At 54.0% G+C, this 15,477-nt stretch carries 13 protein-coding genes; 6 read left to right on the forward strand and 7 right to left on the reverse strand.

The features are described 5' to 3' along the window. Nucleotides 1-37 precede the first annotated feature (37 nt). The 3 genes from AC0IXH_RS05830 to AC0IXH_RS05840 form a co-directional block, all read right to left on the reverse strand. Nucleotides 38-862 carry a sugar phosphate isomerase/epimerase family protein gene (locus tag AC0IXH_RS05830; protein WP_013202282.1) on the reverse strand — a complete coding sequence of 275 codons (825 nt, stop codon included), beginning with the start codon at nt 860-862 and terminating at the stop codon, nt 38-40. A 13-nt stretch (nt 863-875) separates the two neighbouring features. Then, entirely contained in the window at nt 876-1,799 is a 924-nt protein-coding gene (locus tag AC0IXH_RS05835; RefSeq protein ID WP_471720147.1) for a TIM barrel protein, read from the reverse strand. Between the two features lie 176 nt (nt 1,800-1,975). Continuing rightward, entirely contained in the window at nt 1,976-3,004 is a 1,029-nt protein-coding gene (locus tag AC0IXH_RS05840) for a LacI family DNA-binding transcriptional regulator (protein WP_471720148.1), read from the reverse strand. Nucleotides 3,005-3,269: 265 nt separating this feature from the next. Here AC0IXH_RS05840 and AC0IXH_RS05845 point away from each other — a divergent pair, with 265 nt between their 5' ends. Then, complete coding sequence (locus AC0IXH_RS05845) at nt 3,270-4,448, forward strand: Gfo/Idh/MocA family protein (RefSeq protein ID WP_471720149.1); 1,179 nt, start codon at nt 3,270-3,272, stop codon at nt 4,446-4,448. Between the two features lie 34 nt (nt 4,449-4,482). Here AC0IXH_RS05845 and AC0IXH_RS05850 read toward each other — a convergent pair whose 3' ends face one another. After that, nucleotides 4,483-5,757, reverse strand: a complete 1,275-nt coding sequence (locus AC0IXH_RS05850; RefSeq protein WP_013202278.1) for a Glu/Leu/Phe/Val family dehydrogenase — start codon at nt 5,755-5,757, stop codon at nt 4,483-4,485. 519 nt (nt 5,758-6,276) lie between these two features. Here AC0IXH_RS05850 and eptB point away from each other — a divergent pair. Then, a complete protein-coding gene (gene eptB, locus AC0IXH_RS05855) occupies nt 6,277-7,935 on the forward strand; it encodes a kdo(2)-lipid A phosphoethanolamine 7''-transferase (protein ID WP_013202277.1) in 1,659 nt (552 codons plus the stop codon). A 250-nt stretch (nt 7,936-8,185) separates the two neighbouring features. Further along, the gene (fabV, locus tag AC0IXH_RS05860) at nt 8,186-9,382 is read left to right on the forward strand and encodes an enoyl-ACP reductase FabV (RefSeq protein ID WP_013202276.1); all 1,197 of its coding nucleotides are present in this window, start codon (nt 8,186-8,188) and stop codon (nt 9,380-9,382) included. 299 nt (nt 9,383-9,681) lie between these two features. Here the strand turns inward: fabV and ptrR are convergent, their stop codons facing one another. Continuing rightward, complete coding sequence (gene ptrR, locus AC0IXH_RS05865) at nt 9,682-10,551, reverse strand: putrescine utilization regulator PtrR (RefSeq protein ID WP_013202275.1); 870 nt, start codon at nt 10,549-10,551, stop codon at nt 9,682-9,684. 130 nt (nt 10,552-10,681) lie between these two features. On the opposite strand from ptrR, the gene AC0IXH_RS05870 reads away from it, so the two are divergent. The 3 genes from AC0IXH_RS05870 to AC0IXH_RS05880 all read left to right on the forward strand — a co-directional run bounded on the left by AC0IXH_RS05870 (nt 10,682) and on the right by AC0IXH_RS05880 (nt 13,992). Next, on the forward strand, nt 10,682-12,061 hold the full coding sequence (locus tag AC0IXH_RS05870) for an NAD-dependent succinate-semialdehyde dehydrogenase (protein ID WP_471720150.1): 1,380 nt from the start codon (nt 10,682-10,684) through the stop codon (nt 12,059-12,061). Between the two features lie 177 nt (nt 12,062-12,238). Then, nucleotides 12,239-12,673, forward strand: coding sequence for a DUF2231 domain-containing protein (locus AC0IXH_RS05875; RefSeq protein WP_013202273.1), 435 nt, complete (start codon nt 12,239-12,241; stop codon nt 12,671-12,673). Next, nucleotides 12,670-13,992 carry a PQQ-dependent sugar dehydrogenase gene (locus tag AC0IXH_RS05880; RefSeq protein ID WP_471720151.1) on the forward strand — a complete coding sequence of 441 codons (1,323 nt, stop codon included), beginning with the start codon at nt 12,670-12,672 and terminating at the stop codon, nt 13,990-13,992. Before AC0IXH_RS05875 ends, AC0IXH_RS05880 begins: the two co-directional genes overlap by 4 nt. A 163-nt stretch (nt 13,993-14,155) precedes the next feature. On the opposite strand, the gene AC0IXH_RS05885 is transcribed toward AC0IXH_RS05880, so the two are convergent. Both AC0IXH_RS05885 and AC0IXH_RS05890 read right to left on the reverse strand, forming a co-directional pair. Then, nucleotides 14,156-14,395, reverse strand: a complete 240-nt coding sequence (locus AC0IXH_RS05885) for a hypothetical protein (RefSeq protein ID WP_134824205.1) — start codon at nt 14,393-14,395, stop codon at nt 14,156-14,158. Next, nucleotides 14,395-15,432 (reverse strand): DUF8093 domain-containing protein, encoded by a 1,038-nt coding sequence (locus AC0IXH_RS05890; protein ID WP_471720152.1) that lies wholly within the window; start codon nt 15,430-15,432, stop codon nt 14,395-14,397. Before AC0IXH_RS05890 ends, AC0IXH_RS05885 begins: the two co-directional genes overlap by 1 nt. Nucleotides 15,433-15,477 lie beyond the last annotated feature (45 nt).

A 15,477-nucleotide genomic window follows, 5' to 3' on the forward strand; every position in this document is an offset into this window, starting at 1 on the left:
TACCGCCACGGCCTGGCCGTGACGGTTTACCAACAGGCTAGCGAGTCCAGGCGTCGAGGCTGCTCATCGAATCCCGCGCAATCTGCCACAAATCATCCTCCCAGTGGGTAGGACTCAGCAGTTCAGGGCACCATACGCCGTCATAGCCGCTGGCTTTCACCGCGGCCACCCAGCTGGCCAAATCGACTTCACCTTCTCCCGGCTGATAATCGCGCTGCACCCGCTCATCCCATTTCTCACCGGGCATTAAACGGCGGCCATCACAAAAATGCACGCCGTAGATCACTGCCGGATCCAGCGCGGCCACTTCTTCCGGTTGGGTATCGCCACCGGCATACAGGTGCCAGAAGTCGATCACCACGCCAACGTTATCGGCGCCGACCGCCTCAATAATCGCCAGCCCCTGTTTCAGGCTATTGAAGGGGGTAAACGCCACCACCTCAATTTGAAATTTGATGCCATAGCGTTGGCCAATCCTGGCGATCTGGCTGATATTTTCCGTCAGCACCTGGCTGCGTTGTTCGGCAGAAAGCGCGTCGATTTCATTCAGCGCCATAATCTGCACCACCGGACAATCCAGTTGTTGAGCGGCATGGCAAATCTTCTCCGCCTGCGCCAGCAGTTGTTGCCGGGCTTCGGGCTGATGACAACCAATGCCTTTCAGCGCATTCATGCAGCTAATTTCGATCTCATACTGGCGCATCAACGCTTTATAACGTTCCAGCGTGCCGCCATGCTCCAGATATCGGAAAAGATGCTCTGGCAGCAGTTCAAGGGCGGTAAAGCCGGTTTCATGCGCGATGCGCAGTTGGGTCACCGCATTGCTGTGCAGTACCGAAACACCGTGTAAAGCCTTTTTCATTCTGTACTCCTTATCAGAAACCGACGCTGCGCAGATAGTGCAGGCTGGCGGTGACATCTTTTAAGCTGCCCGCCACATCGCGCGGATCGCGCTCCTGTTCGATGGTGATCCAACCTTGCCAGCCCAGCTCGGCGAGCAGGGCTCTCACCGCCGGGTAATCGACATCGCCACTGCCCAGTGGACACATCACGCCCGCGGCACAGGCACTGAAGAAATCCAGTTGCTGTTTGATGGCCGTTTCAAATACCGCCTTATTCACATCCTTAAAATGCAGATAGTCGATGCGGTCGGCATATTTTCGTAACCAGCTCACCGGATCTAATCCGGCGTAATAGAGGTGGCCGGTATCGAGGCACAGTCCGGCTTCGGCCGCCGGGATGTCACTGGCGATACGATCGATTTCATCACCAAACTCGATAAAGCCGCCCGCATGCGGATGGATCACTGGGCGCACGCCATATTCCTGCCAGGCAATGCGGCTCAGCTCGCGGATATTGGAGACCATGCGCTGCCAGTCGGCTTCCGGCAGGCGTTTGGCCCGATTCGACTGACCGGCACAGCGGGCGCGCTCTGCGTCGCCAAAATCGATGATCACCAGATAAGGCGGTGGCACGTCGCTGTCCGCACTGCTGACCGGGACCTTTTGCAGATTGGCGCAAATGGCATGGGTCAGTTCCACCATCTTGCTGAAGTTGGCTTCGGACATCAGGTCATCAAACAGCGTGCCGGCCACCAGCGACAGCTGATGGCTTTCCAGCGCCTGCTTAAGGGCCACAGGATCGGTTGGAAGGTAGCCCCACGGACCGAGTTCTATGCTGCGGTAGCCCGCTTCACGCGCTTCGGTCAGCACCTTATTCCACGGTGGCAGGAACGGGTTTTTAGGATCGTCGACGCCCCAGCTGCAAGGGGCATTAGCGATTGAATACGATGGTTTCATTTGGCGGTCCTGTAAGGATGAGAGGCATAATGAAACGAGCCTATTTTATAAGGAATCAATATTCCATTTAAAGAATAAATGAAATATTGATTCTTTGAAGTGCGTCATAAAATGATAGTTTATGATGTCTATTTGATAGAAAATGATAGGTTGATTGGGTGGCCAGTCCCTCTCGCTTAGCGCAGATGTGAACGTCTGAGCTGAAGCTGGTCATGATGCTGGTATTGTCGTGGCTCGCTGTCAGGTGCGGTCAGACGATAAACCGCTTCCTGCAACATATCGCTGAGCGGCTGAGCGAAGGTCGTGAGCTGATAACGGCTGGAGCCTGCCAGCTCGATATTGTCATAACCGACGATGCCTAAGTGATGATCGGGCGCGGTGCTGGCCAACGCATCCAGCACGCCAATGGCAAGGATATCGTTCTCGCAGAACATCGCCTCAGCCCAGGCCTGTTGCGGGGTGGACGTCAGATAGTGATGATAAGCGTTATAGCCGCTGGCCCGGTTGTAATGGTTGGCCTTCAGCAGCGTAATCCCGGCTTCTGCCACGCCAATTTGCACCAGCCGATCGCGATAGCCTTCGAACCGCAACAGCTGGGTGGATTCGGTATCCGGGCCTTTCATATAACTGAAACGCCGGTAGCCTTGCTGATGGAGTAAATCGGCAGTTTGATAGCCGGCCTGATAGCCATCGGTATTGATTATCTGGATGTAGGGATTGTCATCGTTGCGGCAAAGTTGCACCAACGGAATGCGATGAATATCGCGGGCGAGGGCGATCAGCTCATCGCTCAGCAGCGTGCCGAGAAACAGTAAGCCATCGACCTGCAGCTGATCGGCCAGCGTCAGCACCGCTTCTTCGCTCTTTTGCGCGCTGATATTGATCAACAGCGCCATATACCCCCGCAGCTGCAGCTGCTGAGTCACCTGATCCAACAAGGTTAGCAAGTTGGGATTGAGCATTTCATCGACCACCACACCAATCAGATGCGAGCTTCGCTTCGACAAACTGCGCGCCAGCAGGTTAGGGCGGTAACCCAAATCTTTCGCCGCCTGTTGCACCCGCTCCATGGCGGTTTCCGAGATCGACGCGCCATCGGTGAATGCCCGTGATACGGTCCATTTCGACACGCCAGCGCGTTTAGCCACATCGCTGGCGGTGACCTTACGTGCAGGAGGCTGGTGGGGCATTTTTTCGCTCATCATGTCCGCTCTTTTTCATTCAGACCCCCAGTGTAATGCACAATGCGATCCGCTTTATGCAACCGGGTGCAAAAAAGTTGATTACTGTGATCGGGTCGCTGAATTCATCATGCTGCCGTTTACTTCTATCCCATCCTCCCGGAAAGTCAGGCCGTTATCTCCGATGTTGACTCACATTTGCACCCGGTTGCATTGCGCGTTTTGCACCCGGTTGCAAACATCAGCGGAGAGTCCCTTACCCTGTATAAACCCGATAAAAGAGGTCGTTATGTTGAATGGAGAGAAAAAAATCGCCCGTCCGCTGCGCTGGGCAATGGTAGGCGGTGGCAGATTAAGCCAGGTCGGGTATAAACACCGCGGCGGTGCGCTACGTGATAACACTGCGTATCAGCTGGTGGCAGGTGCCTTTGATATTGATGCGCCGCGCGGACGTGATTTCGGCATCAACATTGGCGTGGACGCCAGCCGTTGTTATGACAGCTATCCGGAAATGTTTGCTGAAGAGGCGAAGCGCGCCGATGGCATTGAAGTGGTGACCATCGCCACGCCAAACGGCACGCATTACGAGATCACCAAAGCCGCGCTGAATGCCGGGCTGCATGTGATTTGCGAAAAGCCGCTGTTCTTCACCAGTGCCGAAGTAAAAGAAGTGAAGCAGCTGGCCGAAGAGAAGGGGCTGATCGTTGGCGTCACCTACGGCTATTCAGGCCATCAGATGCTGCTGCAAATGCGCAAAATGATCGCGCAGGGGGATATTGGCGACGTGCGCATGGTGGAATTGCAATATACCCACGGTTTCAGCGCCAATGACAGCGCCGACAAATTCTCCGATGCCCAGAAATGGCGGGTGGATCCGAAGATTGCCGGGCCAAGTTTTGTGTTGGGCGATCTCTCCACCCATACCTTCTATATCTCGCAGCTGGTGCTGCCGGAGCTAAAGCTGCAATCGTTGCTGTGCGACCGGCAGAGCTTTATCTCCTCCCGCGCGCCGCTGGAGGATAACGCCATGGTGCTGATGCATTATCACGGTGGCGCGGTCGGCCGCTTGTGGACCTCGGCGATTAACGCCGGTTCGATGAACAGCCAGTTTATTCGCGTGGTGGGATCAAAGGCCAGCCTGCAATGGGGCGATTACCAGCCAAACGAACTGGTGTATGAAGTTCAGGGTCAGCCGAACCAAGTGATGCACCACGGCATGCCGTATCTGGATGAATCGGCCTTAGCCGACGATCGTCTGGGCGCGTTGCACACCGAAGGGCTGATTGAGTCCTGGTCGAATATCTATCTGAAGTTTGCCGTCGCCATCGATGCGAAACAGCGTGGCGATGAGGCTGCGCTGGCTGAAATGGTCTATCCGGGTATTGATGCGGGGCTGGACGGCGTGCGTTGGGTGGAGAACTGCGTGCGCTCGGCGGACAGCGGCGCGGTGTGGGTGAACTTCGAGTAAGGTAAACAGGGCGGATTGCTCCGCCCTTAACAGCTTAACCTGGGTAGATTCCCCGGTCTTTACGGGCCATCAGAATGCGTTCGCAGGCCACGATATAGGCAGCGGTACGCAGGCTGCACGATTTCTCGCTGGCTTTATCCCAGACGTGGATCATCGCTTCGGTCATGATTTTATCCATGCGATCGTTGATCTCACTTTCGCTCCAGAAGAAGCTGGCCATATCCTGCACCCATTCGAAGTAACTGACCGTTACGCCGCCGGCATTACAGATGACATCCGGCACCACGGTGACGCCGCGTGAGGTCAGCATATCGTCCGCATCCGGATAGGTCGGGCCGTTAGCGCCTTCCAGCACCAGCTTACAGCTGAGGATCTCAGCGCGCTCACGGGTGATCTGTCCTTCCAGCGCGGCAGGGATCAGAATATCCATTTGCGTGGACCAGAACGCTTCGCTGGCAATTTCTTCCGCGCCAGGGAAGCCCGCAATATTTTTGTTGCTGGCCTGCCACTCGCTGAGTGCGGTTAAATCGATGCCATTGGCGTTGAATAAGGTCGCGGAGTGATCCTGAATCACCACCACCCGCGCACCCGCCGCCACAAACAACCGTGCGGCTTCACTGCCAACGTTACCGAAGCCCTGAACGGCGATTTTCGCGCCTTCAATTTCGATGCCGGACCGGCGGGCAACTTCACGGCCGGTAATATACACGCCACGGCCGGTGGCCTTCTCACGGCCTAACGAACCGCCGAGGTGGATAGGTTTGCCGGTGACAACCCCGGTAATGGTGGTGCCGTGATTCATGGAATAGGTATCCATCATCCACGCCATCACTTTTGCATTGGTGCCGACATCCGGCGCAGGAATGTCTTTCTGCGGCCCAATAATCAGCCCGATTTCGCTGGTATAGCGACGGGTCAGACGTTCCAGCTCACCTTCGGACAGTTTAAAAGGATCGACACGAATGCCGCCTTTGGCACCGCCATAAGGCAGGTTTACCGCAGCACACTTAATGGTCATCCAGGCTGACAGCGCCATCACTTCATTCAAATCGACGTTAGGGTGATAACGCACGCCGCCTTTGCCCGGTCCGCGGGAAAGGTTGTGCTGCACGCGGAAGCCTTCGAAGTGACGGATGCTGCCATCGTCCATCTGCAGCGGGATATCAACAATCAGCGCGCGTTTAGGATGGCGGAGGGTATCAATCCAGCGGGTAAGGTCGCCGAGGTAAGGGGCGACGCGGTCGATTTGCTGCAGGTAGGTAGACCAGGCCGTTGTGCTGCCTTCTGAAACGTAAGATAGCTTATCCATAACAAACCTTTCATTAATTAGTTATATGTACTGCGAAACCAGCGAGTGGTTAGTTGATACGACTTCTTCGCGAGAGAATCTACCACTAAAACGACGTTTCCAAATCGTTAATTTAGTGTGAAATTTGTGGTTGAGGCCGGGTTTGGCAGGGCAGAAGCGAATAAATACTTACCCGCGAGGGCAGTTAAACAGAGAAGGTGAGAATTATTCTCATAGTTATGCAGTAAAAGTGCATATTCGCTGCTTTGGCTTTATTTATCAGAACTTTGAATGCGATCAAATTATGCAATTTGAGGGAAGGGCGCGGAAAACACTTTGTTGATGAAGGGTCAGGACCGCGAATGACTGCAGTGATGGACACATTTCTTGTTACATTATAACAGCCATTTTTTTGCCGCTGCGTTAAACTCCGCCTTCTTTACTTTGTCTGACATTCTGCTAACGCATTTCTGTGGCAGTTTTCAGAACACTTACGCTCTGTTCCTGGCATGACATTCACCGGCATTAATGAAGAACCAGATGAAAAAACTGCATTTTCTGACCCAGCACCGGGTCTGTTGTTTTATTGCTTTATACATTGGGATCCTGCTTAACCTACCGATCTTTTTCCGCCGTTTCCACCAGTTGCAGCATGACGCGATCCTGTCGACCGGCATCGAGCTGGTGGCCGCGTTTATGCTGGTCCTGTTTACCACCTTGCTGTTATCAATGACCGGGCGCTGGCTGTTCAGAATACTGACCACGCTGCTGGTGGTGTTCTCGGTGGCTGCCAGCTATTACATGATCTTCTTCAATGTTGATATCGGCTACGGCATTATCGCCTCGGTGATGGCTACCGACAGCCTGGACCTTTCGAAAGAGTCCGTTGGCTGGCACTTTATGGTGTGGGTGGTACTGGTGAGCGTCCTGCCGGTATTGATGTTATGGCTGACGCCGATGCCGGAAGCCTCGTTGCGCATAAAAAACGGCAAGGCGTTTCTGCGTCGTGCTGGGGTGATGCTGGCTGCGGCGGCCTGTTGCTGGGTGCCGCTGAAAGTGATGGGTGACCACCAGGATCAGCAGGATAAACAAAACAACCGCATGATGGCCAGTTATGGCGGCGTGGTTGCCGGAACCTATTCCCCGTCTAACTGGCTGTCGGGTATGGGGCTGCTGGCCTACAGCAGCTGGAGCCAGGCCGAGGACAGCCGTAATCTGTTCGACCCTGCGGCCCACTTCACCTATACGCCGCCGAAGGACGTGAAGGATCTGTACGTGGTGTTTGTGATTGGTGAAAGTGCCCGTCGCGATCATATGGGGCTTTACGGTTACGACCGGGATAACACGCCGAATCTGGATAAAGAGCCGAACCTGGCGGCATTGCAGGGCTATTCCTGCGACACCTCAACCAAGCTTTCGCTGCGCTGTATGTTTGTCAGGGAAGGCGGCGCGTCTGAGGCACCTCAGCGTACGCTGAAAGAGATGAACGTGTTCTCGGTATTGAAAAAGCAGGGCTTCTCGTCAGAACTGTTCTCAATGCAGAGCGAGGCGTGGTTCTACAACAAAGTAATGGCGGATGATTATGCGCTGCGCGAAACCATCCAGTCTGAGAAGCGTAACGTCGGCAAGCCGATTGATGATATGGCGCTGGTTAACGAGCTTAAAGACTCTATCGATCGCCATCCGCAGGGCAAACATCTGGTGATCCTGCATACCAAAGGCTCGCACTATCTCTACACCGAACGCTATCCACGCTCATTCGCGCGCTACAAGCCAGAGTGCCAGGGCATTGATGACCAGTGTTCTACCGAAGAAATGGTCAATTCCTACGATAACAGCCTGCTTTACACCGACCACGTATTGGAACAGGTGTTCAACCAGCTGCGGGACAAAAACGCGATTGTGTTTTATGCCTCGGATCACGGCGAATCCATCTCGAAAAATATGCATTTCCACGGCACACCGCGTGATGTCGCGCCGATGGCACAGCGCAGCGTTCCGATTATGGTATGGGCCTCAGATAAGTTCCTGCAACAGCCTGACAACGCCACGGCCTTCCAGCAGTTGAAAAAGCTGGCGAAGGATAAAACCCCGGTGTTCCACGAGAAGCTGTTCGACAGCATCCTCGGGTGTATTGGCTATACCTCGCCAGACGGCGGCATCAACGAATTACGCAACTGGTGCCACGTTAACCCGTAAGCCACACGCGTCACGTTAATCCGTCATTTTAAGGGAGGCCTCCGGGCCTCCCTGACTTTTTCATCGCGGTAAAATGTGTCTTAATCCTTTGTTATACGCTTTTAGTCACCTGTCGTTGATTATTTGCTGCATGAAGAGTGAGCAAACGACGGGGCTAAACGCGATCCTTTCGCCGATAGCTTTGCCTGAACCGGCACAAGCGGGTATTCTACTGCCCATATTTACTGTGACAGTATCAATTGAGGTCGACATGATTATTAAACCACGCATCCGTGGCTTTATCTGTGTTACTGCCCATCCGGCGGGTTGCAAAGCTAACGTTGAAAAACAAATCGAGTACGTGACCAGCCACGGCAAAATTGCCAATGGTCCGAAAAAGGTACTGGTGATTGGTGCTTCAACCGGTTACGGCCTTGCTGCCCGTATCTCTGCGGCGTTCGGTTGCGAAGCCGATACGCTGGGCGTGTTCTTTGAACGTGCTGGCGAAGAAACCAAACCGGCTACCGCTGGCTGGTACAACTCTGCCGCCTTTGAAGAGCTGGCTGAAGCGAAAGGCCTGTATGCAAAAAGCATCAACGGCGACGCTTACTCTGACGCCGTGAAGCAGAAGACCATTGAGCTGATCAAACAGGACCTGGGTCAGGTTGACCTGGTGGTTTACAGCCTGGCGTCTCCACGTCGTACTCACCCTAAAACCGGTGAAGTGTTCAACTCAACGCTGAAGCCAGTGGGTAAGACCCTGACCACGCGCGGCCTGAACACCGACAAAGAAACCATCTCCGACATCACGCTGGAACCGGCAACGCAGGAAGAGATCGACGGTACTGTTGCGGTTATGGGTGGTGAAGACTGGCAGATGTGGATTGACGATCTGAAAGCCGCAGGCGTTCTGGCTGATGGCGCGAAGACCACTGCCTTTACCTACCTGGGCGAGCAGATCACCCATGACATCTACTGGAACGGCTCCATCGGGGAAGCGAAGAAGGATCTGGACAAGCGCGTTCTGACCATTCGTGACACCCTGGCGGAAAAAGGCGGCGACGCGCGCGTTTCCGTGTTGAAAGCGGTCGTGACTCAGGCAAGTTCTGCCATCCCAGTGATGCCGCTGTATCTGTCATTGCTGTTTAAAGTGATGAAAGAGAAGGGTACGCACGAAGGTTGCATCGAGCAGGTTTACGGCCTGTTCAAGGACAGCCTGTATGGCGCATCGCCAATTCTGGATGACGTTGGCCGTCTGCGCGCGGACTACAAAGAGCTGACCCCAGAAGTGCAGGATGAAGTGGTTAAACTGTGGCCAACGGTGACCAACGAAAACCTGAACGAAATCTCTGATTTCGTCGGCTACAAAACCGAATTTATGCACCTGTTCGGTTTCGGCCTGCCGGGCGTGGATTACGATGCTGACGTTAACCCAGACGTTAAGATCAAAAATCTGGTGCAGATGTAATTCCTGTTCTGCATGCATAAAAAAGCCTGTCTTCGGACAGGCTTTTTTTTTGGCTTAAACGTTTCCCTGGCAGGCAACAATAAGCGTTATACGGAGAACGCCATCGCGGCAATCAGCGTATAAAATGACGCACAAAATAAAACCACACCTGACCAGACCTGATAGTTATTCATTATTCAGCACACCTTATGTTGGGATGCGCGTATTATGACCACCGGGCTCAGACCCGTCTGTCAGGTCATTCTGCCTGTCGTGTAGGAAACTTCCGATGGTGTTGCCGCTGTATTTCGTCAGTCCGTTCAGCCCGCCACGGCAAGCGGTTCAAGCATGCTCGCCATCGCCTTGAGGTTTGCCGAACCATTGCCTTTTCGCCAAATCAGCCAGATATCCAGATGCCCGCGATCGTCGGCCACCGGCCAGGCCATCACGCTGTCTCTGCCTGGCATATTCTCCAGCATACTCTTCGGGATCATCGCCAGCCCGGCACCAGCACTGACGCACGCCACGATGCCATGATACGACTCCATCTCGAAAATTTTGCCTGGCGCGGCGTTATCCAGCGCAAACCAGTTTTCAAACAGCCGCCGGTAAGAGCAGTTGGCGCGAAAAGCATAGATCGTCGAGCCGTTGATATCGGCTGCGCGGCTCACCGGCGGATGATTAAGGGAGGAGATCAGCACCATCTCTTCGGCGAAGGCCGCCACGCCTTCCAGCTGTGGGTGCTTCGGCGGCCCATCAATAAACACCGCGCTGAATCGGCCAGACAGCAGGCCATCGGTCATATCGCCAGACGGACCGGTAGAGAGATCCAGTTCCACCCCTGGCCACGCCTGATGATAGCGGGCGATCAGCGGAGGAAGGCGAACGGCGGCGGTGCTTTCGATGGCGCCCAGGGTGAAAATCCCGGCGGGATGCTGACTGGAGACCCGCTCACGGGCTTCCTCGGTCAGGGCCAGAATGCGGATGGCGTAATCCAGCAAGGTTCGGCCCGCGTCAGTAATATGCAGGCGTAACTTCTCGCGGCTGAACAGCATCACCCCGAGTTCGTCCTCCAGCTGGCGTAAGCGGGTGGAGATATTCGACGGCACGCGATGCAGTCGCTCAGCGGCAGCGGTAACGCTCCCTTCCTCCGCGATGGCGCGGAACACTTCCAGCTGGGTCAGATCCATAACATTCTCAATATGAGTAAGATATTTTCATTATTATTCATTTTTAAAGAAAGCTCCGCAAGCCTATGATGATGACATCAACGTAATCCCTTTGCTTCGGGCAATGATGCCCACGGATCAGGAGAATTTTATGAACGCAACTACAGGTGCAGTCTCACGCAATCCCTTTACTGGCGACGTGTCACGTAACACGCCTTTTGCCTCCGCAGCCGATGTCGATACGGCGCTGCAGCAGACCTGGTCCGCTTTCCAGGGCTGGCGCGTCACCGATATCTCCGCCCGCAGCGCGCTGTTGCGAAATATCGCTGGCGGCCTGCGTCAACATGCCCGCGAGCTGGCAGAGATGATGACCGATGAAATGGGTAAGCCGGTGACGCAAGGTCTGGCTGAAGTCGAAAAAAGCGCGCGTCTGTGCGAATGGTATGCCGAGCAGGGCCCGGAATTCCTCAAGCCTGAGCCGACGCTGGTTGAGAACAATAAAGCCTTTGTGCAGTATTTGCCGCTGGGCCCGATTCTGGCCGTAATGCCGTGGAACTTCCCGGTCTGGCAAGTGCTGCGTGGCGCGGTCCCTATCATGCTGGCAGGTAACAGCTACCTGTTGAAACCTGCGCCAAACGTGATGGGCTCAGCACTGCTGCTGCAATCGGTGCTGACTGCAGCCGGCGTTCCGGAAGGCTTGTTCAAAGTAGTGAATGCCGATAATGACGCGGTGGCTAAAATCATTAACGATCGCCGTATTGCTGCAGTGACCTTAACGGGCAGCGTGCGTGCGGGTGCGGCCATTGCCGGTCTGGCGGGTGCGGCAATCAAGAAAAGCGTGCTGGAGCTGGGCGGTGCCGATGCCTTTATCGTGCTGGCCGATGCCGACATTGATGCGGCCGTAAAAGGGGCAATTTCAGGCCGTTTTGCCAACAGCGGACAAATCTGTATTGCCGCGAAACGCATCATCGTTGAATCTGCGGTCTTCGACGAGTTCCGTGACAAGTTTGTCGCCGCGGTAAAAGCGATGAAAGTAGGCGATCCGCGCGAAGAAGACACTTATATCGGCCCAATGGCGCGCTTCGATCTGCGTGATGAGCTGGATTCTCAGGTGCAGGCAACGCTGAAAGAAGGGGCCGAGTGCCTGTTAGGCGGCCATGTGATCCCAGGCGAGGCCAACTTCTATGCGCCGACCGTGTTAAGCAACGTGAAGCCCGGCATGACCAGCTTTAAGCAGGAGCTGTTTGGCCCGGTCGCCTCGCTGATTGTGGCCAAAGACGCCGCTGATGCTATTGCGATGGCCAACGACTCTGAGTTCGGTCTGGGCGGCAGCCTGTGGAGCAAGGATCTGGAAAAAGCACGCGAACTGGCAGGTCAGATTGAAACCGGCGGCGTGTTTATCAACTCGCCAAGCTTCTCGGATCCCCGCGTGCCGATTGGTGGCGTAAAGCACAGCGGCTTTGGTCGTGAGCTGTCCCACTTCGGCATCCGCGAGTTCACCAATGCTCAGACGGTGTGGCAGGAAGCGTAACGCTATTTGTTAACGTGATGTAAGCCGGTGGATGCCCGTCCACCGGCTTTTTTTTCGGCGTTTGAATCACTTAATGTCACATTTACAAACACAAAGTCATTAAGTTAACTAACCTTTTACAGTCGGGCACGTCGGCTTTTCCCTTCGCCGTGCGCATTTTGTAAAAGGAGCCTGTGAATGTCATCTCATGCACCATCCCGTAATTCCGCCCTGGCTGTTGCCCTTTATTCGTTGTTAAATCCCGTGCCTCTTGGCTTTTTTGTTGCCGCCTGGATGTTCGATATTATCTATATCTACAGCACGGAGATCGTCTGGACCCGAGCCGCCAGCTGGCTGATTGCTTTTGGTCTGGTGATCGCCATTATTCCCCGTCTGATCAATCTGGTTCAGGTGTGGGTGGGGCATTCCTATCCGCAGGGATCGGCAATCAAAATTCATTTCTGGGCCTGGCTGCTGGCGATTGTGCTGGCGGTATTCAACGCCTTTGTTCACAGCCGTGATGCCTTTGCCGTCGTGCCGACTGGCGCAATCCTTTCCACGCTGGTGGTGCTACTGCTGCTGTTTGCGAATGTTCAGCTGGCTTTGCGTACCCGCACTCAGGAGGTTTTATGATCCCTAAATCACTGATCCTCTCGTTGCTGGCCGTCTCAATTACCCTGGTCATTTCAGGCTGTGATGATGGCGCGAAAATCGATCCATCCCGGCAGACCGGGGCAAATCCTGAACTTCCGGCAGCCCAAAATTTCCTGATCCCGCCGATGCAGGTGCCTGCGGGTGCCGCGTGGAAAGAGGGCGAAAAGCCGAAGGTGGCGGAAGGACTGAACATCGAGAAAATTGCCGACGGCCTGCAACATCCACGGCAGCTTTATACTTTGCCGAACGGCGATATTCTGGTGGTTGAAGGCAGCGGGCCAAAAGCGCCGACCACCCAGCCAAAACAGCTGATCACCGGCCTCATTAAAAATGCGTCCGGCAAAGGCGGTGCGGGCGGCAACCGGATCACGCTGCTCAGAAACAGCAACGGCGATGGGAAAACCTGGGAAAAACACGTTTTCCTCGAAGGTCTTTATTCGCCGTTTGGTATCCAGCTGATTGGCGACAACCTGTATGTCGCCAACGCCGATGCGATTCGAAAATATCCGTATAAAAGCGGGGAAACGAAGATCGGTGACGCCGGCAGCGAGCTGACCGAACTGCCTGGCGGCCCAATCAATCACCACTGGACCAAGTCGCTGCTGGCCAGCCCGGACGGCAGTAAGCTGTATGCGGGGATTGGCTCCAACAGTAACATTACCGAGAACGGCATTGGCGCTGAATACCGCCGCGCGGACATTCTGGAAGTCGATGTTGCTTCCGGTGCCAGCCGTATTTACGCCAGCGGATTGCGCAATCCAACCGGTCTGCAATGGGAACCGCAAACCGGCAAGTTGTGGGCGATCGTCAACGAACGTGACGAGATCGGTGCCGATTTAGTGCCGGACTATATGACCTCAGTGCAGGAGGGCGGTTTCTACGGCTGGCCTTACAGTTACTACGGCCAGCATATCGACCAACGCGTCAGCCCGCAGCGTCCGGACCTGGTCGCCAAAGCGCTCAAGCCAGATTATGCCCTGAGTTCGCACGTAGCCCCGCTGGGATTGTGGTTCTACCAGGGCGATAACCTGGCAGACTATCGCGGTGGCGCCTTTATCAGTGAACACGGCAGCTGGAACCGTAAACCGTTGAATGGCTATCAGGTTGTCTGGGTTGCCTTTAAAGACGGCAAGCCGGTGGGCCAGCCTAAACCGGTGGTGACCGGATTCCTGACTGATGACCAGAAAGAGGTGCGCGGGTTGCCTGTCGGGCTAACCATGGATCGGCAGGGTGGATTACTGATTGCGGATGATGCCGGCAATGTGGTCTGGCGGGTAACCGCCGCAGCGAAACCCTGAGGATCTGGCGGCCCGTGCCAAGCGTTAAGCGCGGGTCGATTTTCTGATTTTATAAAGCCGGTGGAGATAATCCCCGGCTTTTTTAGTGGCTGATTTGACTTCATCGCCTGGCAGTTCACCCCGTTGGCCTTGCTGTCGAGAATCTGAAGCTCTGCCAGGGTGATTAAATCAGGTCAGACTCTTTGATTTTATCTAACCCAATTTCTTGCAGATCGATATCGTAAATTTCGGCTTGCTGTTGCACCAGCGTGATGACCCTATGGAATGCCGAGAGATAACCGGTCTGAAAATCCTCATTACGGGTGCCTGTCGAAGCAACCTGCTGAGCCTTGGCATCCAGAGCCAGCTCGCTAAGCGCTTCTCCGAGTGTGGCAACCAAAGCTTCATATGCATTGAATTCCATTATTTACGCTCCTTAAGAATGTCTTTGGCAATCGACATATAAGCTTCATGTCGTTTAACATCTTGCTGCCAGTGATGCATTAAGTTTTCCTGATGCTGCGATGTTAAAATATCCCAGCGCGGTACGTGAACTTTTCGCTTTATCGGATCATTCAAATACTCGGTATGTTCAGTTATTTGCTTTGCATGCTTATTGATTGCTTTATCCAGGTTTTGGTCAGGTAACTTAGAGTACTGTTCATATTGCTTTGGGTATCGTTGTTTAGCTACATTAGCCAGCGAATTCGCAGTGAGGACATCAGACTTAGCTAGCTTAGATAACCGTTCAGCCTCACTCAACGTACTTAATCGACCAAGTCCAAGTCCAGCTGCCACTGAGGCGATAGCAATCGCCGTACCAACAGTGTTGCTATTCAGCACCTGCTCATAACCTGCCGGAGCATCTCCTCCAAGTTGTTGAGCTGTTTTGGCAAAATCTTCAGTGTTCCCATTATATATACCTCCAGCAGCCAATAAGCGACCTGCTGCTTTACTGTTTATTGTCCTTGCAGTCTGTGCATGTTGCTCAGGTTCTGCACAGTAATTGCCATGATGGATACGTTCAGTCGGTGAGGCCTTAATACCACCTCGTCTGATAACCGCATCGTTGTAACCATCAATAACTTCGCAGACAAACCATTCGTGATACCGGTTCGGGGCTTCACAAACCAGATTACCTTTATCATTAACATAAAAAGGATTGTTGTAAGGACTCCAATCCTCCATAAAGTTAATGCCTATCAGCCAGCCTATTTGAAGAGATTCTTTGACGGTATCGTAAACCTGATCGCTGTATCCTGCTTGAGCGCGTTGCCAAGTTTGAGGGTTAGAAAATAAACGTGTTGGTAATTCGAAGGACCAGAAATGGCTGTAGTGGTTTTGATTAAGGTCATAATACTTCTTTGCCTGATCCATTGCTCTGTCAGGCGATAAAACGAAAGGGTAATCCTCGGGGGTTAACTCCCATTCAAGATCGCTATATCTATAAAGTGAAAACATACGACACCTGCTAATCCTTGCGGGTGAGATTGAACGAATTTTCAT

This window comes from Erwinia sp. AC075 (genome assembly GCF_979253995.1).

Coding starts and splice junctions, on each gene's coding strand:
- AC0IXH_RS05830 (WP_013202282.1), bottom strand. CDS start 862: ATGAAAAAGGCTTTACACGGTGTTTCGGTACTGCACAGCAATGCGGTG.
- AC0IXH_RS05835 (WP_471720147.1), bottom strand. CDS start 1,799: ATGAAACCATCGTATTCAATCGCTAATGCCCCTTGCAGCTGGGGCGTC.
- AC0IXH_RS05840 (WP_471720148.1), bottom strand. CDS start 3,004: ATGATGAGCGAAAAAATGCCCCACCAGCCTCCTGCACGTAAGGTCACC.
- AC0IXH_RS05845 (WP_471720149.1), top strand. CDS start 3,270: ATGTTGAATGGAGAGAAAAAAATCGCCCGTCCGCTGCGCTGGGCAATG.
- AC0IXH_RS05850 (WP_013202278.1), bottom strand. CDS start 5,757: ATGGATAAGCTATCTTACGTTTCAGAAGGCAGCACAACGGCCTGGTCT.
- eptB (WP_013202277.1), top strand. CDS start 6,277: ATGAAAAAACTGCATTTTCTGACCCAGCACCGGGTCTGTTGTTTTATT.
- fabV (WP_013202276.1), top strand. CDS start 8,186: ATGATTATTAAACCACGCATCCGTGGCTTTATCTGTGTTACTGCCCAT.
- ptrR (WP_013202275.1), bottom strand. CDS start 10,551: ATGGATCTGACCCAGCTGGAAGTGTTCCGCGCCATCGCGGAGGAAGGG.
- AC0IXH_RS05870 (WP_471720150.1), top strand. CDS start 10,682: ATGAACGCAACTACAGGTGCAGTCTCACGCAATCCCTTTACTGGCGAC.
- AC0IXH_RS05875 (WP_013202273.1), top strand. CDS start 12,239: ATGTCATCTCATGCACCATCCCGTAATTCCGCCCTGGCTGTTGCCCTT.
- AC0IXH_RS05880 (WP_471720151.1), top strand. CDS start 12,670: ATGATCCCTAAATCACTGATCCTCTCGTTGCTGGCCGTCTCAATTACC.
- AC0IXH_RS05885 (WP_134824205.1), bottom strand. CDS start 14,395: ATGGAATTCAATGCATATGAAGCTTTGGTTGCCACACTCGGAGAAGCG.
- AC0IXH_RS05890 (WP_471720152.1), bottom strand. CDS start 15,432: ATGTTTTCACTTTATAGATATAGCGATCTTGAATGGGAGTTAACCCCC.